Source organism: Sagittula sp. S175 (assembly GCF_049800975.1).
Lineage (GTDB): Bacteria > Pseudomonadota > Alphaproteobacteria > Rhodobacterales > Rhodobacteraceae > Sagittula.
The window spans coordinates 84,168-110,279 of sequence record NZ_JBNAGB010000017.1; the positions used below are offsets into that span (position 1 = coordinate 84,168).

At 62.3% G+C, this 26,112-nt stretch carries 26 protein-coding genes, 3 pseudogenes and 1 other annotated feature; of the genes and pseudogenes, 6 read left to right on the top strand and 23 right to left on the bottom strand.

The genetic code is table 11. The features are described 5' to 3' along the window. The gene (locus ACP16H_RS18725) at positions 1-1,797 is read left to right on the top strand and encodes an efflux RND transporter periplasmic adaptor subunit (protein WP_425073771.1); all 1,797 of its coding nucleotides are present in this window, start codon (positions 1-3) and stop codon (positions 1,795-1,797) included. A gap of 92 nt (positions 1,798-1,889) precedes the next feature. Here ACP16H_RS18725 and ACP16H_RS18730 read toward each other — a convergent pair whose 3' ends face one another. Beyond that, entirely contained in the window at positions 1,890-2,021 is a 132-nt protein-coding gene (locus ACP16H_RS18730) for a hypothetical protein (RefSeq protein ID WP_425073772.1), read from the bottom strand. 192 nt (positions 2,022-2,213) lie between these two features. Next, positions 2,214-2,528, bottom strand: a complete 315-nt coding sequence (locus tag ACP16H_RS18735; RefSeq protein ID WP_425073773.1) for a hypothetical protein — start codon at positions 2,526-2,528, stop codon at positions 2,214-2,216. A 224-nt stretch (positions 2,529-2,752) separates the two neighbouring features. On the opposite strand from ACP16H_RS18735, the gene ACP16H_RS18740 reads away from it, so the two are divergent. Next, entirely contained in the window at positions 2,753-3,892 is a 1,140-nt protein-coding gene (locus ACP16H_RS18740; RefSeq protein ID WP_425073774.1) for a Fic family protein, read from the top strand. Positions 3,893-4,019: 127 nt separating this feature from the next. Here ACP16H_RS18740 and ACP16H_RS18745 read toward each other — a convergent pair whose 3' ends face one another. From ACP16H_RS18745 to ACP16H_RS18775, 7 genes and pseudogenes are all read right to left on the bottom strand, one after another. Continuing rightward, on the bottom strand, positions 4,020-4,568 hold the full coding sequence (locus ACP16H_RS18745) for an RES family NAD+ phosphorylase (protein WP_425073775.1): 549 nt from the start codon (positions 4,566-4,568) through the stop codon (positions 4,020-4,022). 9 nt (positions 4,569-4,577) lie between these two features. Then, a complete protein-coding gene (locus tag ACP16H_RS18750; protein ID WP_088652817.1) occupies positions 4,578-4,916 on the bottom strand; it encodes an antitoxin Xre/MbcA/ParS toxin-binding domain-containing protein in 339 nt (112 codons plus the stop codon). A 3-nt stretch (positions 4,917-4,919) separates the two neighbouring features. Further along, the gene (locus ACP16H_RS18755) at positions 4,920-6,254 is read right to left on the bottom strand and encodes a hypothetical protein (protein ID WP_425073776.1); all 1,335 of its coding nucleotides are present in this window, start codon (positions 6,252-6,254) and stop codon (positions 4,920-4,922) included. A gap of 69 nt (positions 6,255-6,323) precedes the next feature. Further along, positions 6,324-6,592, bottom strand: a pseudogene (locus ACP16H_RS18760) (WGR domain-containing protein). 84 nt (positions 6,593-6,676) lie between these two features. Continuing rightward, positions 6,677-7,609 carry a DUF2493 domain-containing protein gene (locus ACP16H_RS18765; protein ID WP_425073777.1) on the bottom strand — a complete coding sequence of 311 codons (933 nt, stop codon included), beginning with the start codon at positions 7,607-7,609 and terminating at the stop codon, positions 6,677-6,679. 363 nt (positions 7,610-7,972) lie between these two features. Then, complete coding sequence (locus ACP16H_RS18770; protein ID WP_425073778.1) at positions 7,973-9,004, bottom strand: DUF7146 domain-containing protein; 1,032 nt, start codon at positions 9,002-9,004, stop codon at positions 7,973-7,975. 3 nt (positions 9,005-9,007) lie between these two features. Then, positions 9,008-13,384, bottom strand: coding sequence for a strawberry notch-like NTP hydrolase domain-containing protein (locus ACP16H_RS18775; protein ID WP_425073779.1), 4,377 nt, complete (start codon positions 13,382-13,384; stop codon positions 9,008-9,010). A 176-nt stretch (positions 13,385-13,560) separates the two neighbouring features. Here ACP16H_RS18775 and ACP16H_RS18780 point away from each other — a divergent pair. Then, positions 13,561-13,854, top strand: a pseudogene (locus ACP16H_RS18780) (hypothetical protein). A 6-nt stretch (positions 13,855-13,860) separates the two neighbouring features. Here the strand turns inward: ACP16H_RS18780 and ACP16H_RS18785 are convergent. The 11 genes from ACP16H_RS18785 to ACP16H_RS18835 all read right to left on the bottom strand — a co-directional run bounded on the left by ACP16H_RS18785 (position 13,861) and on the right by ACP16H_RS18835 (position 19,942). After that, complete coding sequence (locus ACP16H_RS18785) at positions 13,861-14,112, bottom strand: DUF1778 domain-containing protein (protein WP_425073780.1); 252 nt, start codon at positions 14,110-14,112, stop codon at positions 13,861-13,863. Further along, positions 14,075-14,776: an RES family NAD+ phosphorylase gene (locus tag ACP16H_RS18790; RefSeq protein ID WP_425073781.1), complete on the bottom strand. Its 702-nt coding sequence runs from the start codon at positions 14,774-14,776 to the stop codon at positions 14,075-14,077. The genes ACP16H_RS18785 and ACP16H_RS18790 overlap by 38 nt, the downstream gene beginning before the upstream one ends. Continuing rightward, positions 14,773-15,174 carry an MbcA/ParS/Xre antitoxin family protein gene (locus ACP16H_RS18795; RefSeq protein WP_425073782.1) on the bottom strand — a complete coding sequence of 134 codons (402 nt, stop codon included), beginning with the start codon at positions 15,172-15,174 and terminating at the stop codon, positions 14,773-14,775. Before ACP16H_RS18795 ends, ACP16H_RS18790 begins: the two co-directional genes overlap by 4 nt. A gap of 65 nt (positions 15,175-15,239) precedes the next feature. Continuing rightward, complete coding sequence (locus ACP16H_RS18800; protein WP_425073783.1) at positions 15,240-15,884, bottom strand: antitoxin of toxin-antitoxin stability system; 645 nt, start codon at positions 15,882-15,884, stop codon at positions 15,240-15,242. Then, positions 15,877-16,296 (bottom strand): hypothetical protein, encoded by a 420-nt coding sequence (locus ACP16H_RS18805; RefSeq protein ID WP_425073784.1) that lies wholly within the window; start codon positions 16,294-16,296, stop codon positions 15,877-15,879. The genes ACP16H_RS18800 and ACP16H_RS18805 overlap by 8 nt, the downstream gene beginning before the upstream one ends. A gap of 75 nt (positions 16,297-16,371) precedes the next feature. Then, positions 16,372-16,569 (bottom strand): hypothetical protein, encoded by a 198-nt coding sequence (locus ACP16H_RS18810; protein ID WP_425073785.1) that lies wholly within the window; start codon positions 16,567-16,569, stop codon positions 16,372-16,374. Position 16,570: 1 nt separating this feature from the next. Continuing rightward, positions 16,571-16,948 carry a DUF6915 family protein gene (locus ACP16H_RS18815; protein WP_425073786.1) on the bottom strand — a complete coding sequence of 126 codons (378 nt, stop codon included), beginning with the start codon at positions 16,946-16,948 and terminating at the stop codon, positions 16,571-16,573. Positions 16,949-16,958: 10 nt separating this feature from the next. Next, on the bottom strand, positions 16,959-17,450 hold the full coding sequence (locus ACP16H_RS18820) for a DUF6878 family protein (RefSeq protein WP_425073787.1): 492 nt from the start codon (positions 17,448-17,450) through the stop codon (positions 16,959-16,961). A gap of 97 nt (positions 17,451-17,547) precedes the next feature. Further along, entirely contained in the window at positions 17,548-18,066 is a 519-nt protein-coding gene (locus tag ACP16H_RS18825) for a DNA repair protein RadC (protein ID WP_425073788.1), read from the bottom strand. A gap of 110 nt (positions 18,067-18,176) precedes the next feature. Continuing rightward, positions 18,177-18,617 (bottom strand): JAB domain-containing protein, encoded by a 441-nt coding sequence (locus ACP16H_RS18830; protein WP_425073789.1) that lies wholly within the window; start codon positions 18,615-18,617, stop codon positions 18,177-18,179. A gap of 125 nt (positions 18,618-18,742) precedes the next feature. Continuing rightward, on the bottom strand, positions 18,743-19,942 hold the full coding sequence (locus tag ACP16H_RS18835) for a DUF932 domain-containing protein (protein ID WP_425073790.1): 1,200 nt from the start codon (positions 19,940-19,942) through the stop codon (positions 18,743-18,745). A 303-nt stretch (positions 19,943-20,245) separates the two neighbouring features. Here ACP16H_RS18835 and ACP16H_RS18840 point away from each other — a divergent pair, with 303 nt between their 5' ends. Further along, positions 20,246-21,385 carry a hypothetical protein gene (locus ACP16H_RS18840; RefSeq protein ID WP_425073791.1) on the top strand — a complete coding sequence of 380 codons (1,140 nt, stop codon included), beginning with the start codon at positions 20,246-20,248 and terminating at the stop codon, positions 21,383-21,385. Between the two features lie 138 nt (positions 21,386-21,523). Here the strand turns inward: ACP16H_RS18840 and ACP16H_RS18845 are convergent, their stop codons facing one another. Further along, positions 21,524-21,928 (bottom strand): single-stranded DNA-binding protein, encoded by a 405-nt coding sequence (locus tag ACP16H_RS18845; RefSeq protein ID WP_425073792.1) that lies wholly within the window; start codon positions 21,926-21,928, stop codon positions 21,524-21,526. A gap of 968 nt (positions 21,929-22,896) precedes the next feature. Here ACP16H_RS18845 and ACP16H_RS18850 point away from each other — a divergent pair. After that, the gene (locus ACP16H_RS18850; protein WP_425073794.1) at positions 22,897-23,847 is read left to right on the top strand and encodes a Fic family protein; all 951 of its coding nucleotides are present in this window, start codon (positions 22,897-22,899) and stop codon (positions 23,845-23,847) included. Positions 23,848-23,925: 78 nt separating this feature from the next. Here ACP16H_RS18850 and ACP16H_RS18855 read toward each other — a convergent pair whose 3' ends face one another. Beyond that, positions 23,926-24,090, bottom strand: coding sequence for a hypothetical protein (locus tag ACP16H_RS18855; protein WP_425073793.1), 165 nt, complete (start codon positions 24,088-24,090; stop codon positions 23,926-23,928). Between the two features lie 385 nt (positions 24,091-24,475). Beyond that, positions 24,476-24,796, bottom strand: a pseudogene (locus ACP16H_RS18860) (hypothetical protein); the annotation flags it as partial. 54 nt (positions 24,797-24,850) lie between these two features. Between ACP16H_RS18860 and ACP16H_RS18865 the strand changes: the two are divergent. Next, a protein-coding gene (locus ACP16H_RS18865) for an IS3 family transposase (protein ID WP_425073750.1) occupies positions 24,851-26,073 on the top strand; the annotation gives its coding sequence in 2 pieces (ribosomal slippage) (positions 24,851-25,139 and positions 25,139-26,073; 1,224 coding nt in all). Then, positions 25,132-25,248, top strand: a sequence feature (AL1L pseudoknot). It overlaps the preceding gene by 117 nt. Positions 26,074-26,112 lie beyond the last annotated feature (39 nt).

Here is a 26,112-nt window from a genome sequence, read left to right on the forward strand (position 1 = left end):
GTGACAGAGACGCTTTCGACAGACTGGCAGGCACAGGTCGCGGCGCTGGCGCGCTTCAGCGGCGGCCCGGCTCCCTTCTGGGAACAGTTCCGCGCCTTTGCGGCGGCCTCGGTCGAGGCGCGCGAGGCCTGGGTCTACACGCGCGGCGGCGATGGCGGCTGGACGGCGGTCACACCGGGCGCGCCTGCCTTTGACGGGTTGGTGACGCCGGACCTGCTGCGCACGCTGGCGGTGCAGGGTCTGGCCACGGGGACCAACCCGGCGGGGCAGGGGGTCGGGCTGGCCACGATCCCGATGGGGCAGGCGGGGCGCGACTTCGTGCTGCTGGTGGTCTGGCCGCGCGCCGTGGCCGGACCCGTGGCACGGCTGGCAACGCTGGCCACGATCCCGGTGCAGTTCGAAAGCGGCCGCCGCGCACGCGCCGCCGCCCGCGATGCGCAGCGCTTCGGGCAGGCGCTGGCCCTGACGGCGGCGATGATGGATGCGGACAGTTTCGGGCAGGCCGCATCGGTGCTGGTGAACCGGCTGTCGGAACTGATGGCCTGCGAGACCGTCTTCCTGTGCTGGCGCGCACGCGAAGGGCAGCGGCTGCACGCCGTGTCGCATGGCGAGAAACCCGACCGCCGCAGCCAGGAAAGCGCGCTGGTCGAGGAGGTCGCGCAAGAGGCGCTGACCCAGCAGGCGGAGGTGACGTTTCCGCCGACAGGCCGCGCCGTGGCCTTTGCCGCCGGACGCTTTGCCGAGCTGGCGAAACCCGGCCATGTGATCACCCTGCCGATGATCCGCTACAGCGCGGATGGCAAGGGCACGGAACTGGGCGCGGTCACTCTGTGCCGCAAGGCGCCCGGCTTCACCGAGGCCGAACAATGGGCGCTGCGCCTGATGATGGAGATGGGCCAGCCGGTGCTGGAGGCGCGCGCCGCCGAACGGCTGATGCTGCCGCACCGCCTGGCGCATGAAATCGGACGCTCCTTGCCAAAGGCGCTGCGGGCACGCACCGTTCCCGGCAAGGCGCTGCTGGCGCTCGGGCTGGTGGCGCTGGTCGGGCTGGCTGTGATGCCGGTGCCCTTCCGCATCCATGCCTCTGCGGTGGTGCGCACGGACGCCATGGGGTTTGTCGGCGCGCCGTTCAGTGGCTATGTCGAGGCCTCGGACATCATCCTTGGCGATACGGTGACCGAGGGCCAGCCGCTGTTCCGCCTGTCCGTCAATGACCTGAACCTGGAACGCGACGGGCTCTTGGCGGAACTGGCGCAGGCCAACCGCGATGCCGAGGTGAACCGGTCGCTGAGAAAGCTGCCGGAGATGCTGGTCGCCCAGGCCCGCGCCGAGGAGATCAAGTCGCGCCTGATCCGCCTCGACCGTCAGATCGCCTCGGCGCAGGCGGTGGCGCCGCTGTCCGGCGTGGTGATCGAGGGCGAACCGGCGAAACGCATCGGCCAGGCGGTGAACCGTGGCGACGCGGTGGTGACCGTGGCGGCGCTGTCCGGCATGTATGTCGAGGCGGCCGTCAGCGAACGCGACCTGGCCTTTGTCGCGGCGGGGCAGACGGTGGAGCTGACGCTGCTGGCCAGCCCAAAGGACGATTTCGCTCTGAGCGTCCGCGAGGTCATCCCCGCCGCCAGCGTTCAGGACGCCGACAACGTCTTTCCCGTGCGGCTGTCGGGCGCAGAGCCGCCGGACTGGTGGCTGCCCGGCATGACCGGTGTCGTCCGTATCGACGTCGGCCGGGCCTCCCTGGCTTGGGTCGCATCGCGCCGCCTGCTGGACATGGTGCGGCTGAAATTGTGGATTTGACCTGCAATTGCGCGGCCAGCATTGGTCAGTGTCGCGCGGGTGATCACCTGCGGCAGCTCCATCTCCTTCGCCTGACGTGTCCCGCAACGCCCTCAGCCACGAATACCTTCAACGCGCGGCTGAAATCCGGCGAAACGCAGATCGGCCTCCGGCTTGGGCCTGGTGATCCGTGATGCAGTGCGCGTGGCTATGGGCAGCAATGCCGCATGCTGGGTCAGTGGCATGGGCCTTCTGCCGGGAGAACCCGTGGACAAGCGCGCTCTTCATCCCCTTACCGATCCTTCATTTCAAATAATCAGGACTACGGGCGAAACGGTAGCCCGCTTGGCATACCCAAGTAACGCCACCATGGCACTGAGTCATTCAGGGAACCGCTGTACCCAAGAAATCCACGCAGACGAGACGTTGTTTCCGGATCAGGAATCGACCCATATGGAGACCGAGACACCTTTCGGTTCTTTGACGAAACCATCAATCCCAACGACCTTGATCCTGAACCTGCGTGCCTCCTCAATGAAGGGCCGTAGGCATCGGCAGTGAGCTTCATCTATTTGGCCAACAGGTTTGGCGCCTCCGCCAAACATCCAGGCGATCAGACCCTTTGGTTTGGCAATGACCTCGACCCGGTCTGCGACCTCTCGAAGATCGAGCTGGTCTCCAGGTTTCAGGCCAAATCTCGCCAAGTTTCGCGGGATTTCGACCAACTTGCACGAGTAGATCAGTGGGTGCATCTGCTGTCCTCCTGGTGGCAGCGCTCTTAATGGCGCCTGAGTCTCTTTAAACAGGGTATTGCAGCTTTGATCTGCGGCAAAGCGCAAGGTTGGGACGATTTGTGAAGCAACTGGTCGGTCTCTTTTGGAGCAATCTGCATTTCAGGTGGCTTGAGCAATAAAATTGACTTCTATTCCTCGCCATTGTTCAATGTATGAGTTATAGGAAAGGACATCTATAACTCATGGCTTGGAACTGGACACCGCCCCATTGGCCGGATTTCCGGTATGACGCCTCCGCTCTGGCGCCGTTCGAGCAAAGGTTTCTGCTATCATCCGGGGAAATCCTCGGCGCGGTCCATCATGTAAATCAGACGGATCGCGAGCTACTCCGTATCGAACTGCTCAGCGACGAAGCCATGCAGACCAGCGCCATCGAAGGCGAAATCCTTGACCGGCTCAGCGTCCAGTCTTCGCTGCGGCGCCATCTGGGCCTCGATCCCGACAGCTACCCCGCCAATCCGCGCGAACAGGGCGTCGCGGCAATGATGGTCGACGTCTATTCCAGCTTTGCGGAGCCGCTGAGCCACGAGACGCTGTACCGCTGGCATCGGATGCTCCTGTCCCATGACCGTCGGTTGGAGACCATCGGGGCCTACCGACACCACGCCGAGCCGATGCAAATCGTTTCCGGCCGCTTGGACCGACCTACGATCCATTTCGAAGCGCCGCCTTCAGAGCGGGTCATGCCTGAGATGGAGCGATACGCGGAATGGTTCAACAAGACCGGGCCGGTGGGCCCAGAGCCGCTTCCAGCGCTGACTCGCGCAGGGCTAAGCCACCTATATTTCGAGAGCATCCATCCCTTTGAAGATGGCAATGGCCGCTTGGGCCGCGCTCTCGCCCAAAAGTCGCTGGCACAGAACATTGGCCAGCCGACCCTCATCTCGCTCGCCTTTACCATTGAGAAGGAGCGCAGGGCTTACTACAACCAGCTCGAGCAACATCAAAAAACGCTCGACGTGACGACGTGGCTCATCTGGGTCGCACAGATTGTCCTGAAGGCGCAGCAGGTCACACTCGACCGCGTAACGTTCTTCATCAACAAGGCACACTTCTACGATCGACACAGAGACCAGCTGAACGACCGCCAGGCCAAGGCCATCGCCCGGATGTTTCGCGAAGGGCCCGCAGGGTTTAGCGGCGGCCTCAGCGCGGATAACTACCTCAAGATTACTGGCACCTCACGTGCAACCGCGACTCGTGATCTACAGGACTTGGTCGAGAAGGGCGCGCTGAACCGAACCGGCGAGCTGAGGCACACCCGATACTGGTTGAATCTTGACGTGAATTGGGATTTTTATCATTTGAAAACAAATAAATAGAAGAACAGGTAATCCGTTTTATGTAAAAAACGGACTATTGCGATCGGGGATAGCCAATCGAAACCGTCATGTCCTATTCGTTAGCCAAGAAGGTCAAGTGGATGGCCTGCCTCGTTATCGAGTTGGATCATTTCTGCCAGTCGACGACGCCGTAATCCCTGAGAGTGGCCTCGGGTAGCGATCTCACCTTGTCGCAGAACACAACAGCATTCCTTGCGTCAGATCGTGCGGACGGGACAATTAGGCCATCGAAATCTAGAAAATGTGCCACTTCACCGATTTCTTGGGTACGGGGATACTCGTCATTCTTTTGCTCGTACGAAAGACGACCGAACGTTTCCGTGTTCAGCCCGACCCTGGAAAGCGCTTCCAGATCCAGAAATTGAAGCGCACGCCCAAGTGAAAGTTCAATCTCAAACATGCGATACTTGACCTTGCTCGGCATTACCGGTTGGCCGCGCATCAGATGAAAACGCATCTCTTCCAGAGCACCTGAGCGAGCCAAGGAGGTATAGAGCACATCGAACGTCCCGTCGTCCCACCGACCACCGGACGCGCTGCAGATCAGCGGATCGCGCCCGTCGCGCACCAGCCGCCAAACGTTCCCTTCAAAAACGACGGGCTCGATCGCCTCAATCGCGTCAATCAGCCGGTTGTCGCGTCGAGCTTTAACCATTCATTGGACCTACACATAGACATCATTGTCCAGCCGGTCGATGACGGCCAGTACTTCGAGCGAGCGATCATTGTGAATGAGGTCCATAGCACGCTCACCTCCGAGCTGTGGGTGCCGCGCATAGAGCCAGGCACGAACCTCGTCCGGCGTGTAATATTCATTGAGACGGCCAACGATGTAATAGAGGTCGGACAGAATCAATTCGTTCTTTGGCTGCGGCTTGATATCACCAGCCTTCCAACGCGATACCGTCGCCTTGGAGACATCCGTGATATTTGCGATATCGGTTCCTTTCAGACCCCCGATGTCGGCAAGTTCGCCGATGTAGCGTGAAACTGCACTTTGCATTTCTTACCTCTGATCATCGCGCCACAGGGCCGTGTCGACATTGAAGTCGCAAGCCCGAACACGCGGAGACTCCATTCCGCGCTCCTCATGGAGCTTTTCAAGCGCGTCTGCAACCTTGCCCATCGTCTCTGCATGCGCTCGGGTCCACTTGAGCAAACTCGTCAGGTCGATGCCCGCCGCCTGAGCTTGAGCCTCAGTGGGCTTAAGGAAGCTGACATCTTTTGCGCGACGCTCGGCATCCGCCATCGTCTTCGACAAGAAATGCCCTGCTCGGTTGAGGTCCGGCACGGACTGAAGCGCTTCTTGCGAGCGCACCAAATGAAGAGCCTGAACCTGCTTTCGAGTTCTTACCATTTCTTCAACGCTGGAAAGGATTACAAACTCGCTTTGCAGAAGCAGCTTCCGCCCGCCGCGAGACTTGGCAAGCAATTCGAATTCGTTGGCATAGAAACCCCTGCCAAGACCCGGAACCTGCAAAATACGCGGCCGAGCAAATCTTGCATCAGGATCTGGTTCTTCGGGCGTCTTGTGCCAATCCCGAGCGTTGAACTGATCCAACTCGAGTATCCCGCTCGCGGACCCAGATGCGACGCCAAATGCCTCTGTAGCCTCTGAGTTCAAACCAGAGCAGTAATCGAGGATCACGGGCTTCCCGATATTGTGGAAACCGCTGAGCATCCGGATCAATGAACGAACCTTTTGTGGACCGGGTTCTTTCCCTAGGCCGGAGAGGCGCATCCAGATAGAATCGACAGGAAGTATCGAAAGTGTTTCCGCTAGTGCCTTCCGCGACGTGGGATCGACCAATCCTTGGACGCTCTGTATTATCGGATAGTCGATCCGGATTCGGCCTCCGCCCAAGCGATCAAGCGCCGCTCGAAGAGCCGAGCAAGAGGCAGCATCCACCTTGAGCCAGCCGTCGAAGCCGGGATCGCCCAAGAAATGACTCGGGGCAAGCACGCGGTCCGCGCCAACCGCAACCGCCATTTCTGCGATGCGCTCAATAATCTCCGTGGTGAAATCGTCCGGCCCCAAAGGCGACATCGGGGCCTTAGTCAACCAAGCAGAATCGCGTACAAACGTCCCATGTCGCGCCGGGCTCGACAGCTCGGCCGCTCCAGTGTCGATCGTTATCTCCACACCCTCTGCTTTCAGCTCTTTTGCGAGAGCGGTCTGTCGATTGAGGCGTCCGGCATCGGAGACGACTCGCGAAGCCGGCAGACCTCCGGATGCAAACATCTCCGCAAACTTGTTGTGAGAGTCTCCGACACGGAAGAACTGAGCCAACGGCGAACGCAGTCGTTGGCCTTTCGGAAATGGGACGACAACCTTGGTCATGGCGCTTGTTCCATATCAGTTTCACAGATCAATATAGTGAAACCGTTACGGAACGTCAATCCTTGGAGTTCATCCCTCAAGCAACCGATACCCTCGCCGCTTCTTCGTCGCCGACAGCTTCATCAGAGCGTTGACCGCCCGGCCCTCGTCATCATGCTGTTCGACCAGCATCTGCCCTCGAAACCCGATACGGCCCCATTCCCGCACGAGGCATGCGCCGCCAAACAGGTCCGGCTGAACGCTCATTCGATAGAAGCGCCGCATGTTGAGTGACGGATCGATCCGCTTGAGGTCGACCGTCGTCGGGAACACTTCCATTGCTGCGATATGTCGAACATGTTGTTGACGCCTCTCTCCAGACCACAATATCAAGCGCTCTTCGACGTTTCCACAATGTTCTGTCCCGGATTGAAGTCGGGGGCTCACGCCCCCTTCTCGAACTTCATGACCGGGATGCCGAGCTTCTTGGCCTTGTCGGCGAGGTTTTCCTGGATACCGGTTCCGGGGAAGACAAGGACCCCGACCGGCAGCACGTCCAGCATGGCGTCGTTGCGATTGAAGGGCGCGGCCTTGGCGTGCTTGGTCCAGTCGGGCTTGAAGGCCACCTGCGTCACGCCGCGGGCCTCGGCCCACTTGGCAGCGATGAGCTCTGCGCCCTTGGGGCTTCCCCCGTGCAGAAGGACCATATCGGGATACTTGGTCCGGACCTGGTCGAGCTTGCCCCAGATCAGCCGATGATCGTTGAAGTCGGTCCCACCGGTGAGGGCGACTTTGGGACCTGCGGGCAGCATCACCTCGGTCTCTGCCCGACGCTTGGCGGCCAAGAAGTCGCGGCTGTCGATGAGCGCTGCGGTCATGTGCTGGCGGTTCACCATCGATCCGGTGCGGGGTCGCCAGGTCGATCCCGTGTGATGGACGAACTCGGTGGCGGCGTGATCGCGCATCATGTCCATGCAGTTGCGCCGTTCAACGAGAGTCAGGCCTTCGGCCGTCAGACGCTCGAGTTCGACGGACTTTACTTCGGAGCCGTCCTGCTCGCGCTGGAGGCGGCGCTGCGCCTGCTCGTTCTCATCGAGCGTCCGCTCGATCCGGGCCGTGGCGCGGTGGAAGAGGTTGACCTGGCCCCAGAGCACCTCTTCGAGGTCGGGTTCCATGCGGGTGTCTTCCAGGGTTGCGACGAGGGCGTCGAAGATGTCGGCGACGGCGACGGCAAGGCGCTGCCCATCGGGCATCGGGCGCGGATCGGGCTCGTCAAAGGGACGGTAGCCGTAGAGCTGGAGCTCGTCGAGCGCATGGGCGGTCTGGGATGCGCTATGGGCGGGTTCATACGCGTCGTCGTGGGTGAGGATCGTCATCGGTTTCTTGCCTCCGGGCCTGTCTCGTCCGCGCGTCATCCCGCGCGGCCTTCATGGGCAGACCCGAGCCGTCGGGGCGGCTGCCCCTTCACCCCGGCTTCACCGGGGCCGGAACAGCGTGGAGGAGGTCGGCAGGGAAGCTATTTGTCTCGCGATGCAAAGGCGGCTTTGCCGCCGGCGGAAATAGGTTCCCTGCCGACCTTGCAGGGGCAAACGCTTTGACGGCCTGCCCATCTATTGAAGGCCGTGTGGGTGACGCGCGGATGAGATTGCCCGGGAAGAGGCAAAGCGACGATCCACAGCCATGACAAGGATCCGCGACCCCCGCCCCGCACTCCCAGCCCCCCCCCTGCGCGATGCAGCTCAGCTGGGCAGGCGATGCCGATCCTCTGGCCCGATCTGACCTGCCAGATGCTGGCGCAGCGCGTCCTTGCCGTTCGCCCGGAGATCATCGTTGAAATCCCCGAGCCGCGGTTCCAGCACCCGCACGCGCATCCCGACGTCGGAGGCTCTGGCGCTCAACTTCTCTGCCGCGCGTTGCCCTGCCGGATCGCGGTCGATCGCTATGTAGAGACGCTGCAGCCCCGCCGGCAGCAGGACCGCCCCGAGGTGTCCCGACGAGAGCGCCGCCCAGACGGGCAGGCTGGGGATCGCCTCGGACAGGGACAACATGGTTTCGATGCCTTCGCCGATGACGAGGCTGTCATCCTGCGAGCTCAGCCTGACGGCATTGCCGAGGAGGTGACCCATTGCCCGACGCTGCGGATCGACTTCTGCTTTGCCATTTCCGTCAGGCGCCAGCCAGGTGCGATGCACGCCCTGCACGGCCCCAGCCCCATCGGTAACCGCCGCGATCATCGCCGGTCTGGGGATGCTCCGGGTCTGCCCCTCTTCCCGATGCCAGCACTTCGGGTGGAAGCGTAAGGCGCCGTTCGCCCCGAATTGGGTGATGCCTCGGGAACGGAGGTAGGTCTCAGCAAGCGTGCCTGTGATCGGGTTCGAGGCAGCAAACAAGCGCGCCGCCGCCGCTGGCGTGCCACCGGGGGTCTTGGCCTTCCTCGGCTCTTGCCTATCCGGGACGACCGGCTGCGGACGGCCAAGATGCGCTCGGGCCTCGGTGAGAAGGTCGGGGAAGCGCGTGATCCCCGTCCGGGCGCGGATGATGTCCAGGAGATCGCCATGCTCGCCTGTGGCCCCATCCGTAAACTTGCCCGCTGCCCCTGGTCCCGACGCAGGGCCGGTCAGCCGCACGAAGAGTGACCGGCCCGGGTTGTTCTGCAGATCGCCGACGATCCAGTAGGATCCTTCCCGCCGTCCGGCGGGAAGGTAGGCACGACAGATGCCTTCGGCATTTTCTGCCAGATCGCGCACGAGGTCTTCGGTCTCGGAATACATGGGTCAATAACCTCCGCGATCATGTAGACTTGCGACAGGACAACGTGCAAGCAGACGATCCAGTATCGCGACGCCATCGGCGTCGGTCGGGCAAAACAGCCGAAGCTTCCAACTAATAATCTCGGAGAAGAAGCCATCGGCCTTGAGCCGATCCTTGGCTGCCTCCGAGAAGCCCGAGAGTTCGATCCGGTTCGCGCCCATGACGCGCGAGCGGTGCAATTCCATCCCTTCGGACAGGCACACCACGGTCTTGCCCTCCAGAACGAGGGCATGGACCTGCGCGGCCGAGAGCTTGGGCGCATCGGCGGCCAGCGTGGTCGCGACCCAGGCAGGCGAGACGCGGCGGCCGATGATGCGCTGCCCGTCATCGGTCTGCAGGCGGTAGACGCGAGTTTCATCCTGGGGAAGCTGCTTCCAGATCGGCAACAGCAGACCTGCCACGATGTGCAGCGTGGATTCCGAAAACTCCGGCACCTCGGCCAGTTCCGCAGTCCACGCCGCTGTGAAGGCCGCGCGGTCGGCCTCGAGCCAGTGGGTGTCCTCCATGACCTTGGCCGGGACCGTGCTGGCCTCGGTCGGGCGGATCAGGCGCAGGCGCGGCTCGATGGTCCCATCGTCCAGCATGTGACTGGTGGCGGGAACCTGCACGGCAGCCCGGCCCGAGCGGCTGTTGACCAGAAGCCGCGCCTGCGGGTCATCCAGCCATTCGAGCGCATCGGCCAGCGAGGTCGGCGTGTTGCGGCGCTTTTCCGCGATGGTCAGCAGCTGGGTTTCCGCGCCGGAGCCCGGATGGGTGTAGATGACCTGTGCGTCGGTCACCCGGAAGCTCTCGGCACGCAGTGTCTCGAGCCCGAGATCATAGACCCCGGCGGCGATGGCGCCCTCAATTCGCGCATCCAGGAGTTCCTCAAAGGCCGAGAAGAGCACCGCCTGCATGTCGATCGTCAGGGCCAGCAGGCGATTGAGGAAGGTCGTGATCGGCGGCAGGTCATCCTTCAGCCCGTTGAAATCGGTCAGGCTGAGACCGGTGGCATCCTCGAAGGCCCCGAGCGAGCATCCGGCCAAATCGCCGCGATAGATGCGGCGGTAAAGCTGGCGCAGGGCGTCGCGCGCGTAAGGAGACTCGAGGTTATCCTCGGGGCGGAACAGCCCTTGCCCTCCGGTCTGGCGCTGACCGCGCGTGATGGCACCCAGCGTGTCGAGGCGGCGCGCGATGGTCGACAGGAACCGCTTCTCCGCCTTCACATCGGTGGCCACCGGACGGAAGAGCGGCGGCTGCGCCTGATTGGTGCGGTTGGTGCGCCCGAGGCCCTGGATCGCGGCATCGGCCTTCCAGCCGGGCTCCAAGAGGTAGTGGACCCGCAAGCGCTGGTTCTTCGCTCCGAGATCAGCATGATAGCTGCGCCCGGTGCCGCCGGCATCCGAGAAGATCAGGATACGTTTTTCGTCATCCATGAAGGCTTGGGTCTCCGAGAGGTTCGCGGCTCCGGCCCGGTTCTCCACCACGAGCCGTGCCGAATGCCCTTCGCCCTTGCGCACGATGCGTCGTGAACGCCCCGTGACCTCGGCCACGAGATCGGTGCCGAAACGCTGGACGATCTGATCTAGCGCCCCGGGGACGGGTGGGAGCGAAGCCAGCTTTTCGATCAGCGCATCGCGCCGGCGGACGGCCTCGCGGCATTCGACCGGTTGGCCGTCCCGTGTCACGGGCCGAGACGAAAGGTTGCCCTCGCTGTCGGTGAATGGCTCGTAGAGCTGCACCGGAAAGGAATGGGCGAGGTAATCCAGGACATATTCCCTTGGCGTGATGTCACAGCGGACATCGTTCCATTCGTCTATCGGGATCTCCGACAGGCGGCGTTCCATCAGTGCCTCACCTGTCGAGACGATCTGGATGACGGCCGCATGGCCTGCGGCGAGATCGGCATCGATGGATGCGATCAGCGTGGAGGTCTTCATCGAGGTGAGCAAATGGCCGAAGAAGCGCTGCTTGGCGGACTCGAAAGCTGACCGCGCAGCGGACTTCGCCTGACGGTTCAGCGTACCGCTCTCGCCGGAAATGTTCGCGGCTTCCAGCGCAGCGGTCAGGTTGTTGTGGATGATGGCGAAGGCCCCGGCATAGGCATCATAAATGCCGCGCTGCTCGGGGCTGAGCGCATGTTCCAGCATCTCGTATTCGACACCGTCATAGGACAGCGAGCGCGCGGTGTAGAGGCCGAGCGCCCGGAGGTCGCGGGCCAGAACCTCCATCGCCGCGACACCGCCAGCCTCAATGGCTTCCACGAATTCCGCCCGGGTTGCGAACGGGAAATCCTCCCCGCCCCAGAGCCCGAGACGCTGAGCATAAGCGAGGTTGTGGACCGTCGTCGCGCCCGTGGCCGAGACATAGACCACGCGGGCATTCGGCAGCTTGTGCTGCAGGCGCAGACCCGCCCTGCCCTGCTGCGAGGCCATGGTATCGCCCCGCTCGCCTTTGCCGCCGGCCGCATTTGCCATGGCATGGCTTTCGTCGAAGAGGATCACCCCGTCGAAATCCGCCCCGAGCCAGTCGACGATCTGGTCGACGCGGGATTTCTTGGTACCCCGTTCTTCCGAGCGCAGCGTCGCATAGGTGGTGAAGAGAATGCCCTCGGTAAGCGGGATGTCGCGGCCTTGGGCAAATCGCGACAGCGGCGTCACAAGAAGTCGCTCCTGCCCGAGCGCCGACCAATCGCGCTGCGCGTCCTCCAGAAGCTTGTCGCTCTTCGAGATCCAGAGCGCCCTGCGGCGGCCTTGGCACCAGTTGTCAAGCAGGATCCCAGCCGACTGGCGGCCCTTGCCCGCCCCGGTGCCATCACCGAGGAAGAAGCCGCGGCGGAAGCGGACGGCGTCAGCGGCATCGTCCGGTGCAGCGGCGACCACATCACCGGTCTCATCGACGGTCCAACACCCGGCGAGGTAAGCGCCGTGGGCATCGCCCGCGTAGATGACGGTCTCAACCTGCGCGTCGGACAGCAGGCCGTCGCGCAAGATGGCCGCCGGAAGCTTGGGGCGATAGCTGGGTTTCGGCGGTGCGACAGAGGCCATGGCCGCCGATTGCACAAGCTTGGTCGGGTGCGCGGCCGCGCCGGGGATGTCGATGGCCTGTAGACGAAAGGTCTCGTAAATGGCATCGGACAGCCGCGCGGCATCTTCGTCCTCTCCGGCGTCGCGGAGAGCGTAGTTTAGTTCTTCGGCAACCAGCGTAGAGACACTTGCTTCGGCGTTGGCGGACGGCGTTACACGCGATTTCCCAGATGCAGTGCCGGACGCACGGGCAGGAGCTCCCCGGAAAGGGGAAGTGGGTTGCGAGGGCGCGACGAACGACGCATTTAGTTCGAGGCGCGGTGGCACCTCGGCAACTATCCGGGACAGAAGGCTCGCCACGTCAGCGGACATGGCTTGGCCCAGGTCTGCGGTAATGCCGCCCGGCTCGCCGCCGCGGCATTTATCGAAGACAGAAATCCGCGTCTCGAAGCTGGTGCCGTGCTTGGCGAAAGCTGCGCCCGACACCGCACTGGTGAAGACCAGATGCGCAGCCCCGGTCAGGTGGCTGAAGGTCTCGGACCAAGAGGGCGCATTCGGCGCGAAACCGGCACCGGTGATCGCGATCAGACGCCCGCCGGGGGCCAACCGGGCAAGGGCGGAGCGCAGATGGCGCGCCGTCGCTTCGGTCGTCCGGCCATCGACATTGGCCATCGCAGAGAACGGAGGGTTCATCAGGATGACGCTGGGGCGCAAGCCTGCGTCCAGATAATGGTCGATCTGTGCGGCGTCGAAGGTATTGACGGGACAACCCGGAAAGAGGAGGCGCAGAAGATCGGCGCGGGTTTCGGCGAGTTCGTTCAGCGCGAGGCTGCCACCCGCGATCTCGGCAAGGATCGCCAGAAGCCCAGCCCCGGCCGAAGGCTCGAGGACCAGATCGCGCGGTGTAATCTGCGCGGCAGCGAGCGCCGCCAGCCCCATCGGCAGCGGGGTCGAGAATTGTTGGAACCGCTCCATCTCCTCGGACCGCCGGGTGTGCGTCGGCAAGAGGCCTGCCACCTTGGCGAGGATCGGCAAGAGCGCCGCAGGCGAGCCGGCACGCGCAAGCAGCGCCCGACCGAACTTTCGCAGGAAGAGTATCAGCGCCACCTCGCCAGCCTCATAGGCGAGCTTCCAGTCCCAAGCACCGGTCGCATCGGAACCGCCAAAGGCATGTTCCATCTCAAGCCGCAGACGCAGCGCGTCGATCTGAAGCCCTTGAGCCAGATCGGGCTGCAGCGCTTCGGCAACAGTAACGATCGCAGGAGCGGGATTTGCGGCCAACGGGACAATGGGCGCAGGCAAAGACGCCTGCGCAACAGGGGCAAGATGGGTCATCGGGAAACTCCGGATTGAGGAACAGGATCGGGTCCGGACACCCTCTCTCGGGCATCCTCGGACCTGATCTTTCCCATCCACCCTCTGCCTCTCTCACCAAGGCACTGCGGCACACAGCTTGATTTTGTTCCCTTTATGTTCTATTTTGGGAGATGAGCCAGAAAGGGAGTTCTTCGATGGAAAGCACCACCTTGACCCTGCCCGCCACGCCCAAGCAGCTCGCCTATGCGCGGTCCCTCGCACAGCGCAATGGAACACTCCTGCCTTGGGAAACTCAGCAAGATCGACGCGCGTTGAGCGCCTGAATCGACGCCCAGGCCAAGCGCGCGCCCGTGGCGTCAGAAAACCGACCAACCTCGAAGCAGGTTGCTTTCGCTGAGAAGCTCGCCCGGATCAAACGGCGCGCCGTTCCGGACGAATGCTTCCGCGACAAGGGGCTCATGTCGAAGTGGATCGACGGGAATAAGTGATGGTTGTCAGTTGGTGGATGGCGAGTCGGCGCACGCATCCACCAAAGCTTCCTTCCGCCTACGAAATGCCGCCCGCAGCGCTTCCGTCGGTGAGGGCGGAGAATCCAAAACCTCGAAGAACGCCTGATGGTCGCTTGGCTTCAAGTTCGTGACGTCGGGGCTATTACTGTTTGCTACTTTCATTTCTTCTGACCTCCAAGGGCGCATGCGCTGAAATTCGTCAGCCGACGGCCGCAATCGAGTAGTGCGGTGTCCCATCCCACACAAGATCCCAAGAAGCGCCCGGCCGGACGTTCTGGATGGCGTGGGGCTCGAAGCAGACGAGGCAGTTCCCGCCCGGCGCGGGAGCCCGAACTGAGGGGTAGATAAGGCCCCGCGATCCAGCCCGGCGCAGATGCTGGGCAAGGCTTTGGCCCTCGGGATATCCGACAGCCGGATCCGGATGCAGCGCGGGATGACCCGGCTCGTCGGTCATGTCGTCGAAGACGCCGATGAAGTCCGCCAGCATTTCCACATAGCGAGCGCTGTCATGATAGCTGCCCGTGAAGTCAAGTTCGCGCGTGCGGTGCCACGCCACTTCGCTGACGGAAACCATCACATCCCACGCACAGTACCAGGCACCGCGCTCCTCGGTGTTGAACCGGTTTCCGCCAGCGCGGGTGTAGGTGAAGGCGGCGTTGACGTGACTGTCGCCGTAGAGACGCAGATCACGGCTGCGCCGCTGCCAGGCCAGCTCGCGCGGGTCCAGATGCGGGTTGCGGCCACATTCCGCCAGAAGACGGCCGCTGGTCAGGCCCTCGATTTCTGCCAGAATCTCCATCTCGTCTTCGGTATCGACGAGACCACGCAGGGATGGCGGCTTGTGGTAAGTGGCGGGCAGGAGACGAACGAGACCACGATCAGAAATCTCGGTCTGCTTCATGCCCCACCGCGCAATGCATCAAGATAGGTTCGAACCGCGAGAATTTGCGGCAAGCCACCGTCGATGGCGGTGTCAACCGGACGGCTACCCCCGAACAGCGGCCCTGTGTTCGGTCGGGTGAACCAGCTTCGCGCGAGCGGCCAGGAGAAGTAGAGTTCGAGCGATTTGTAGATGCCGATCACCGCACTGAGCCGCAGCAGTTGGTCCTTGGTGAGCTCCCCCGCGAAACCCGGCTTCTTGGCGCGCTTCCACGTGCTCACCGTCATATCGGCAAGGCCAGCCGCTTCGTTCAGGTTAAGGCCCCAAGCATCGACCACGCGTGCGTAAGCCTTCAACGCGACGGCGTTAACCTGTGCAGGTTCCCGGGTTTTCTCAGCAACGTACATGGCGTCCTCCATTGACTTCAATGTAGTCCATATGGACTTACTGTAAAGATCAAATGAACCTTGCACATTGATCTCTGTTACCCGAACCGGTGCCCTCCTTCGGTGAACGTATACTCATTCACGATGATCCCCTCCTCGATGGCCTCGTCCGAGGTCAGGTGGTCGTATTCGGCCTCAAGCTGCCGATAGAACCAGCGGGTCAGATCGCGCAGCGCCTCAGTCACGACCTCTTTCGCGTCCTCGGTGGGAGGCTGCCAGGTCGGGCTGTCGCGGGTGACGTCAACCGACATAGTGTATTCGTGGTAATAGCGGCCGCGGTGGCTGACCTCGGCGGTGAGTTGGTAGAAGTTCCGCCGCTGTATGGCCTGCAGCCGGTCGGCTATGCCGTGCAGCGTCGCGTCGGTTGGGGCGTAGTCCCGAATGCACGCAGCCGCGCCCTTGACGTGGGACCAGTAGCCCTCGAAGCAGGCCCCATCGCCTTGGCTCCAGAAGCCGGAGAACCAGATGCTGGGCTTGGCCCGCGTGCCGCCGCCCATCAGCCGGACGGGAGTGGTTTTCAGGCAGATGCCGAGGATTTCGCAGACCCGCCCGAAATCCTCATAGACCGCGTCCCACCAGTCGTCGTGCGGCCCTAGGTCACGATACCAGCAGCGCGCCTTTTCCTTGGCCGCATCTGACAGTTCAGGGAACTGGTAGACGGTGGTGCAGATGATCTCAGGCATCGACGTCCTCCCCGTTCAGCGCCGCGACCATCCATTCTTGCGTGCTGGACCAGCCGATGGATTTACGAGCGCCGAGATCGACGACATGCGCGCCGCCGCCGAAGGCGTCAAGGCGCGGCCGGGAGCAGGTCAGAGCATACTGGAACCCCCAGAGGCCGGTGAGGTCAAGGTCGTCGGCGAGACGCAAGACGAAGCGAATGACGGCTTCGACATCGCCGTGGTCGTCATCATGGATCCAGAGGCTGCTGCCCTCGGGGGCATCCTGGTGCACGAGATCGAAGCCAGCGACATCTGGGTCGTCGGCGTCCTGATCCGCAGCGCGAAGTTCCTGAAACAGCGCGAGCGCGCGGGCGGCCTTGTCGGGACTGCCGACGTCGATCAGGCATGAGAAATGGGTGAAGTAATCCGCCATGGGGACCTCCTGAATGGGGAAGACCCGGCCAAGAAGCCAGGTAGTGCGTCCGGATGAAGGGTCGGCCGGGAGCGATCAGCCGATCGACGTGTCGTCTTCCGCCTTTCGTGCGGCGTGCGCGCAGAGCATTTGCCGGTAGAAACGCTTGCGCGCCGTCCGGAGGCCGCAAACAGCGCGTGTGTCGGGGTGCAGCGCCCGGACCGCCGCGCGAACCACTGCCAATGGCGAAGCGGTCGGCGGCAAGCCAAGACTTAGATAAGTGGGATCGGTCATGTCACGTGACCTCGACCACGGGCGAGACGAGATGCGGATCGACCTGTGCCTCGATCCGTTCGGTCCGCCCCATCCAAGGCTCGGGCCGAATGGCCTTCACCCAATCGGCGAAGCTCGGGATGAAGCCGAGATCCTCTTTCACATGCTGCTCGCCGACCCATCGGGTCGGGATGACGCGCCCGGTCGAGAGTGTGAGCGGCGGCCCGAAGAGCGTCTCGGCCATGAAGATGCCTTCGGCGTGGTGGCGCAGCGCCCGATGCCGAAAGTCGGCCGTGATCTCCTTGCTCTGGTCGAACCAGGCATGCACGGCCATGAAGTCGTCGACCGTGCCGCCCCATTTCTTTACCGATGACAGGGCGTGGTGATAGGGATGTGCCATCGCCGCCCCCTCAGAAATCATGCGTGTAGAGTTCGGACGAGGTGAAGCGCTCGTTGAACTCGAGATGGATGGAGCGAGCGCGCGCGTCGAAGCAGAATTCGCTGTAAGCCCCATCGTTGTTTTCCCAACCGCCATGGGTGTCGGAGAGGAAGTCGTAGGCCAGCTGCTCCACGACATCTTCGAGCGAAAGCACCCGCATCTCGACCTCCGGGTCGTCCCAGGTCAATGCGGCATAGGCGATCTGGGTCTTGGGCAAAGCAACCTCGGCGTCGCCAGCATAGGCCGCGATGCTTTCAACCTGGCCGCTATCGCCATAGCCGTCGAAGCTCACGGTCACATGTGTGATGCCGGCGGCAGACAGGCCATCGAAGAGGCGCTCCTTGTTGGCCGGCCGCAAAGCTGCGATCCGCGCGTCACGCTCGGTCTGCCGGGCCAGCACGGCCGTGAAATCAATCCTGGACGGCGCCATCGGCGCGGCCAGGGTGGGTTCGATCTTGGACATTGGAAACTCCGGAATGAGGAAAGGGATCTGAACCCCGAGGCTCTCTCTCGTCCTCGCAGGCTCACATCTTCCCCTGCCCTTCTCTGACTCTCGGGCGTCACGCCGCGTTCTGCAGGGCGCGAGACGCGAAGACACGCCAGAGCGGATCGACAAGACGGGCATCGAGAAGGTCGGCGTGGTGCCGCAGCCGTCGCGCGAGGCCATGTTCATGCCACTCGGCCGCCCGCATGGCCTGCGCGCGGGTCTGGCTGGCATCGGACACGACGGCGCGGGCTTCGGCGGCATCCGAGACCGGGTAGCACCATGCGACCCCGACATCACAGGTAGCTCCGGCCAGAACGAGACGGCCCTCCCGATCGAGGATTGCCAGGATGCGCGGAGCGTCTTCAGGTGTGATATCTTCGGCGTGAACGATTGCCCCCTGCATGGCCTCGGCCAGCGTGGCAAACCGCTCCAGTACCTTGGGGTGTGCCTGCCCGGACATGAGAGCTGCGGGCGCATGGCAAGCCGTCGTGAGTGCGAACGGCAAGTCTTGATCTGCAAAAACGGTCAGGAGGCTCGGCGGCAAACCTGTTGTCTGCGTTGCTGGCCGAGTTTGGAGAGGAAGGTCGAACATGGGAATACCTCCGACGGTGCGGAGAGCCTCTCTCCCCGCTTCAAACCGTCAAAGACCGAACCGCCGCCCTCGTCCTCCAAGGGGCGACGGCTGCAGATCCGAATGGCGCGTCAGAGCTTGGCCAGGGCCCGCAGGCTCAGCTCCGTCCCGGCGCCGACGATGATGTGGTCGTGCAGCGTCAGCCCGAGATACCTGCACCCTTTCTGGATCTCCTTGGTCATGCTGAGATCGGCCTCCGACGGCGTCGGATCGCCGGACGGGTGGTTATGGATCAGGATCAGGGCGCAAGCGTTCAGCAACAGCGCCCGCTTGATCACCTCGCGCGGATAGACCGGGACATGGTCGACCGTGCCGGTCGAGAGTAGCTCGTCCGAGATGATGCGGTTGTTTCGGTCGAGGTAGAGGACATGGAAGCGCTCGACCGGCCCGCGCACGGTCAGCGCGCAATAGTCCAGAAGCGCCTGCCAGCTGCCGATGACCGGGTTTTGACTGAGGTAGCGACCAAGGATGTCACGGGCCTCGAGGATGACGGTTTCTTCCTGGGGGGGCATGGGGGTCTCGCTGAAATGCGCTCGCCGAAGCGCCCTGCCCCTTCGGGACGGGACCAGTGGCATGCATGTGGAAGGGGAAAACGCGACCGCCGCAGATGCAGGCGGTCGCTGTGGCGGGGCCAGCGTCAGCCGACCCGGTCGAGGAGCTTCTTGGCGCGGCCTTCCATGTCGAGACGGGCATCCTGCTGGGTTTTATCGCGCGCAAGCCGCGTGATGCCCTGCACGAAGTCGAAGATGCTCTCGGGCGGGCGGCCCTCTTCCATCAGCACCTTCTCGATGATCTTGCCCGACTCCGCCTTCGAGAAGCCACGCTTGCGCAGGAAATCAGCGCGATCCTCGTCGGTGCGCGCCACGATCTGCTGCCGCGCCGCTTTGATGCCGTTCACGAAGCCCTGCGGCGAGGAATTGGCAAACCGCGTCAGCGCCGGGGCCGCCTCATGGGCGAAGCGCGAGGCGGCGTATTTCGAATGCCGAATCCGGGTCTCCTGGAATTCCTCGACGCCCCACAGATTCCTGTTTTGACACACTGCCCGCAGGTAGAAGCTCGCCATCCCGAGGGTCTTCGCGCCCACCTCGGAGTTCCAGCAGTAGAAGCCCCGGAAGTACAGATCGGGGGATCCGTCGGGGAGCCGGCCCGCCTCGATCGGGTTGCGGTCATCGACCAGGAACAGGAACACTTCACGGTCCGAGGCATAAAGCGTGGTCGTGTCGCGGCTGATCTCGACATCGGGGTTGTAAACCCCGGTCGACCAGTCGAGCACGCCCGGCACCTTCCAACGCGTGTCGCCCGTGCCATTGCCCGCGATGCGCTGCACCGCCTCGACCAGCTCGAAATCGTGGATGCGGCCATAGTCGGGACCGGTCACCGCGCGCAGCTCCGTGCGGCCATCCTCGGTCTCGAAGGTCTTCACCTGCTCGGCGCGGTGGTTGGTCAGGCCGTATTGCAGGTTGATCCCCGCCAGCGGCGCGGGCAACTGCCGCAGGTAGGACGCCGGAGCACCGACGATGCTGGCAAGCTGGCCGAAAGCCCAGTGCGTGGGTGCCAACGGCTCCTGCGCTTTTGGCAGCATCAGATGCAACCGCTCGGGGTTGTCGCGCGCGGCCTCGACACGGATATCGGCTGTCTGAACGACCCGGCTGCGGCTGCGCTCGGAGCGACCCTTCACGTTGGCCCAGAGATCGTCGAGCGACAGATACCGCTCGTCATCCGGCCGGTTGAACCACTCGGACGACACCCGCCCGTTCCGTTCACCCCGGCTCACATCCACTTTCCAGCCACCAGCCCGCGCCGGCTGAACCGGATCCAGAATTTCAACAACGCCCATCGGCTATCTCCCACGACGGGCGCCGGGAGCCACTCTCCCAGCCCTCAACCCATCACCGGAAAACCGGCCAAACTCGGACTCTCTCGGGGAAACGCCGGTAAGTCAGAGGCGCTCCACGCCCGACACGCATCGGTGTTGACCTGCACCCGAAAATGGCAGAGGTTGGTGGAGGCCGTTCTCGCAGGCCGGTGTGCCCGCCACGCGAAGCTTTGCAGCGATCTTGATTTCGAACAACAGACCTCATGCCATCGGCGGGTCTGATTAGCAGCGGGCACCTAGTCAGATCCGGCTTGGACATGGATCATGACAGAGAACAATAAGCTTAAGACTTTGAAAATTCTGGCGAAGCGTTACGCTAGGGCGACGGCTCAACCACAGCACGTAGCGCTCGACCTTGTTGCCAGTCGAATGGGCTTTGCTCATTGGAACGCGCTGACAGGCAGCGCCAAAGGAGAGTGGGTTCCCTCCGAAGCACAAGTTGCCACGATCAAGGCCTTCGTGGAACGGATCACTTGCTACGAGGGTTCGGCCTTCGACCATATCTTCGGAAGCCCCGATGCCGTCACTCGAGGAGAAGTACGGGGGCATCCATACGAACTGAAAACAATGCTTGGTGACGTCCGCATGGATGGTGAGGGTTGGCGGATCGTGCTGCCAGAAAACCCTTTGGCCGCCTCTCGTGTCGAGATCGACATCAAGCATGCCCAGACCAGCCCGATGAACGATCGCGTGCTACGTGAAGAAGCCATCGGGATTGCGAGGGAATTGATGCAGAGCGTCAAGGCGCGGCGATTTGCCGATTGGCCACGACGCGCCACAAAGCCGGATGCGGAAGGAAATGTGCGGCACCCGTTCTTGGAGATGGAGGAATCGAACCTCTGGTACTGCCTTCACTGCAACTCAGAGATCACCGGCCCACAGATCGCTGGAGACCAATGGCACTGCCCCGGCTGCGGCGCATCACCAATCAACATTTTTCCAGAAGCCATCTGGCTGGGACCGACCGATGAAAAACCAGTGCCAGTCCAATCCCGCGCCGAAAGGCAAGAGATTGAACCCATCGTATCAATTATAGATCCACGGCCAAGCCTTGACCTCAACAGTGGCCAGGTGACCCATTTGATCCGGGCTGCCCTGTTCGAGGATGCGACCAATGCCAGCGAGCGCATGGGAGCGAGTCTGGCCGAAATCTGGGTTGATGACGATCTCGACGTGGTTGTTTCCTTCGAGGATCACTACTGGCCCGAGGACAAGGAGCCGACCGCTGCGATCGAAGTGGCCGCAATGCTTGGGATCGAGATTGAGGTGGAAGTTACTTGGTCGGATCCGTTGTTCGCATGGCCCGGTTTGGGCACCGTGACCCAGAGCACGGCCGAATATACGCGTATGATGCTCGACGCATATCGCAGTCACGGCGCGACCAGAACCAAAGACGAAATCTAGCTCGTGCGCACGTTGGACAATTAGGCGCATTCAAGGCCCGCAGCATCGGAAGGCAAGCGTGGGTGCCTTTTCCAGTGACCCGAAGAAACTTTTGGCCCGGCGGGAAAACCCGCCGGGCCAAGGGGGAGACCCCGTTCTTCAGAACGGGATCTCATCGTCGCGGTCGACCAGCTCGGGGTTTTCGTTCTCGGCCGACTTCGGACGGCTCAGAAAGTCGACCTTCTCGGCGATGATCTCGCAGCCGTAGCGGTCGTTCCCCATGCTGTCGATCCACTTGGTGTAGTGGATGCGGCCGTGGACGAGGACCTTCATGCCCTTTTCGCAATGCTCGGCGACCGTCTTGCCGAGACCATTGAAGCAGGTGATGCGGTGCCATTCGGTGTCCATGAACCGGTAGCCGTTCTCGTCGCGCATCACACGGCCTTCCGAGAGGCGGGGGCGCGAGGTGGCGAGGCTGAAGTTGGTGATCTTGGTGCCGCTCTGGGTGGTGCGGGTTTCGGGGGTCTGGCCGATGTTGCCGGCGAGGATGACGATGTTCTGCATGATAAGCTCCTGTGTGTTCTATCTTCGGGACCGTCCCTTCGACAAGACCCTGAAAAAGCCCGTCGGGTGACGCGTGCACGGTGGACAGCATGGACACCGGACACCCCCAGAGGACCGGGGTGGAGCGGGCAGGACGCCAAAGGCGGCCAACACGGCCCGGACTGACGCGGGGTTGCGCGCAGGAGACCGAACGGGATTAGGGGATTGTCAGTCGAAGGGATGGCCCAGGAGACAGAGGGATGCGGGGAGCTCATGCCAGACCAGGTCCCCTTGCCAGTCGGGACAGGCTGACCCCCTACCCAACTCCGTCGCGACGAAAACCATGCCCTCAGATTTCTCCCGCCACCTTACGCCTCTGCCTATTGGACGGTGGGTACGGTTTCCGAGACCGACAGCGTATTCCGGGTTGGCTGGACACAAGGCACATTCACCAAAAAATCAACCATAAGGTGCAAACGAAGCGCATACCGAAAAGCTGAAGGTCAATGCCAGGATCTTCCCTACCACACGCGATCGCAGCCGACTTGGGAACAACCGCTGAATGCGCGATCCGCGGATACGGAGGCAGCGTTCCCTCAGGCGATTTCACAGTCGGAATGTCGAACACCAAGAGCATGTGTCTGCGACGTTGACTTAACCCAAACCGCGAGCATTTTTCCCGAACGGTCGGCCCAGACAGGTGCTTCGTCGCAACCGTGACCGACTTTCTCACCGCCGTTCTCAATGGAACTGAAGGCATACCAAGTTAAAGACGTGGCTTTTTGCTGACATGACTCTGCGGTCACGTTAAAAAAAACGCACCTTGCTAACATGAGACGGGGAACATGTTAAAGCCAACATACGCCATTCCAGACCTCCCTCCCGCGGCGGAGATTGAAACGATCCCGGTGCTGAAGGCGCTGGCACGCGCCAGCCGTGCCCTTGCCGACCTTAAGGGTCAAGCCAAGACAATCTAGAACCAGGGCATTCTGATCGACACGTTGGCTCTGCAAGAAGCCAAGGCGTCATCCGAGATCGAGAACATCGTCACCACGCAGGACGAGTTGTTCCAGGCCGACTTGTTTCCTAACAACCCGCAGTCCCCCGCCGCCAAGGAGGTTGCTCTATATCGCGACGCTTTGCGGCTTGGCTACGCACGGCTGGGGGAGACCAGCGGGCTGATCCCCAATTCGGCACTCGTCGACATGTTTCGCCTCTTGAAGAGTCGCAGCGACGGCTTTCGGGTGACACCGGGTACCGCTCTCAGAAATGAACAAACCGGGGAAATCGTGTTCGTTCCCCCCCAAGATGCCCGCGAAATCGTCACGCACATGACTGCGCTTGAACGGTTTATCAACGAAGACGATCTCAGCGATCTCGACCCACTGATAAAGATGGCACTGATCCATCATCAATTCGAAAGTATCCACCCGTTTCCAGACGGGAACGGACGGATCGGACGCATCCTGAATGTGCTCTATCTGACCCGGACCGGGCTGCTCGATATCCCGGTCCTTTACCTGTCGCGCTTCATCACCCGCAATAAGTCTGACTACTATCGGCACCTTCAAGCCGTGCGCGACATCGGGGAATGGGAAAGCTGGGTCATCTACATGCTCGACGCGGTTGCCGAGAGTTCCGCAACGACGGTCGAGATCGTGACCGGGATCCGACAACAGATGGCTAACGTGAAGCGCCGACTGCGAGATGAACTGCCGAAGATTTACAGGCAGGAACTTCTAAATAACCTGTTCCGCCACCCTTACACCCGGATTGAATACCTCCAGAACGATCTGGGTGTCAGCAGGCAGACCGCAGCGAAGTATCTCGACACCTTGTCGGAACACGGCTTTGTGGAGAAGCACCGCTCGGGGAAGAGCAACTATTTCATAAACGTCGATTTGGTGAGCCTCTTCCTCGACGTTTCCGGGCGTCCATAAAGCTGAACGATCGGCATGTGATCCGACGAAGGGGGCGGTTCTGGCTTTAATCCAGAGCCCCCTTCGGAGGCGTGGGCGTTATGCCCACGGGTCGATCTCACCCACCACCTGAACTTCGTCTCCGTCGATTTCATCGGCGGGGACGGCGCCATAGGTTCCATCACCGGCCTGGACGACGACGATCGAAACCATGAGCGTGGCGGCGAGGGAGGCGGCGAAGGCGTGAGCATCTTTGCGGGACATCTGTTTGGCTCCTGTCTTGGAGGCGGGGTACCATCCCCCGCGCGACAGGACCTCGCAGGCCCGAAGACTCGCTGACATCACCGGGTGCGTTCGGCTCGTCCGAATCCACCCGGCGGCACGGGTTCGCCCGTAGTCCGACCCCTCGCGGGTTGATCTCGAAGACGGGATTCGGGGCAAGGAAGGGAATGGCGAGCGGGGGATGGTGCGACCGCTGACTGGAGCCTGGTGTTCCGCTGATGCTATCGCTGCCAGCCTCCCGGACACACATTTGGTAGAAGATTTCTTTCCGTGATGGATTGAATCCTATGGTGCCCCGCGATCTCACAGGACAGGGTCGTGTGGGTGAGAGGCCCGCGCTTTGGGGGGCCCCTTGGATTTACCAGGCTCAGGCGGCGAGTTCTGCGTTCCCTGCCCTATCGCCGTCCTCGCTGCCGACAATCTCCAGCCGCGCGTTGCGATAGCCTTCTCTGGCGATCCAGAGTTCGGCAGCCGTGACAGACTCGGCCAGATGGAGCAGCTCCGTGCACCCCCCGAAATCCAGCAGGACGCGCACCTGTCCGGGCTTCGGCTCCTCAGCCACCTCGAAGGTCAGCGCACTGTCAGCCGAATGCGTTCGCATGATGGTGACGAGGAGGATCCCGTCCGAAGAGAAGTTCCCCTCGTGCAGCGTGAACGACGCCGGTGCGATCCAGGTCGGATAGGGTCGCTGAACCGCGCCGGGTTTGCCGGAGGCTCCAACTCTTGAGTAGGATGGAGCATTATGAGCAAGACGACGAACAAGTATTCCCCCGAAGTGCGCGAACGAGCCGTTCGCATGGTTCTGGACAACGCAGGGCAGCATGAGAGCCGCTGGTCTGCGATCCTGTCGATTTCGTCGAAGATCGGGTGTGCGCCTCAGACGCTGAACGAGTGGGTCAAGAAGGCGGAGGTCGATCGCGGTGATCGCGCCGGTGTCTCGACCGAGATGGCCGAGAAGATGAAAGCGCTGGAACGCGAGAACCGCGAACTGAAGCAGGCCAACGAGATCCTGCGGAAGGCATCGGCATATTTTGCCCAGGCGGAGCTCGACCGCCGGTCCAGGACATGATCGCCTTCATCGAGGAACATCGTGACGCCATCGGGGTCGAGCCGATCTGCAAGCACCTGCCGATTGCCCCATCCACGTTCTACGATCACATGGCCAAGCGGGCGAACCCCGACCTGCTGTCGGATCGGGCGAAGCGGGATATTGCCTTGAAGCCCGAGATCGAACGCGTTTGGGAGCAGAACTACAAGGTCTATGGCGTTCGCAAGGTCTGGCATCAGATGCGCCGGGAAGGCTTCGATGTGGCCCGCTGCACGGTGGCGCGGCTGATGAAGGATCTGGGGTTCGAAGGCGCCATCCGTGGCAAGAAACACAGGACGACGATCCCGGACAGGTCTCAACCCTGTCCGCTTGACAAGGTGAACCGCCAGTTCAAGACGCCTGCGCCAGACATGCTCTGGGTCAGCGACTTCACCTACGTGGCCACATGGCAGGGCTTCGTCTACGTGGCATTTGTCATCGATGCCTTTGCCCGCCGCATCGTCGGTTGGCGGGTCAGCCGCACAGCGAATGCCGGGTTCGTGCTCGATGCGCTGGAACAGGCCGTTCATCAGCGGCGACCAGGCTCTGGACTGGTGCATCACTCGGATCGCGGATCGCAATACCTGTCGATAAAATACACCGAGCGCCTGGCGGAGGCCGAAATCGAACCGTCGGTCGGCAGTGTCGGTGACAGCTACGACAATGCTTTGGCCGAGACAATCAACGGTCTTTTCAAAGCAGAGGTCATTCATCGCCGAGGGCCATGGCGCAGTTTCGACGCCGTGGAATACGCCACACTCGAATGGGTCGATTGGTTCAACGACCGCCGCCTGCTGGAGCCCATCGGGAATATCCCACCAGCAGAGGCCGAGGCAAACTTCTACGCCGCTCTGGAAAGATCAGACATGGCCGCGTAACTAAGACAAACCAGCCTCCGGCAAACCCGGCGCGGTTCA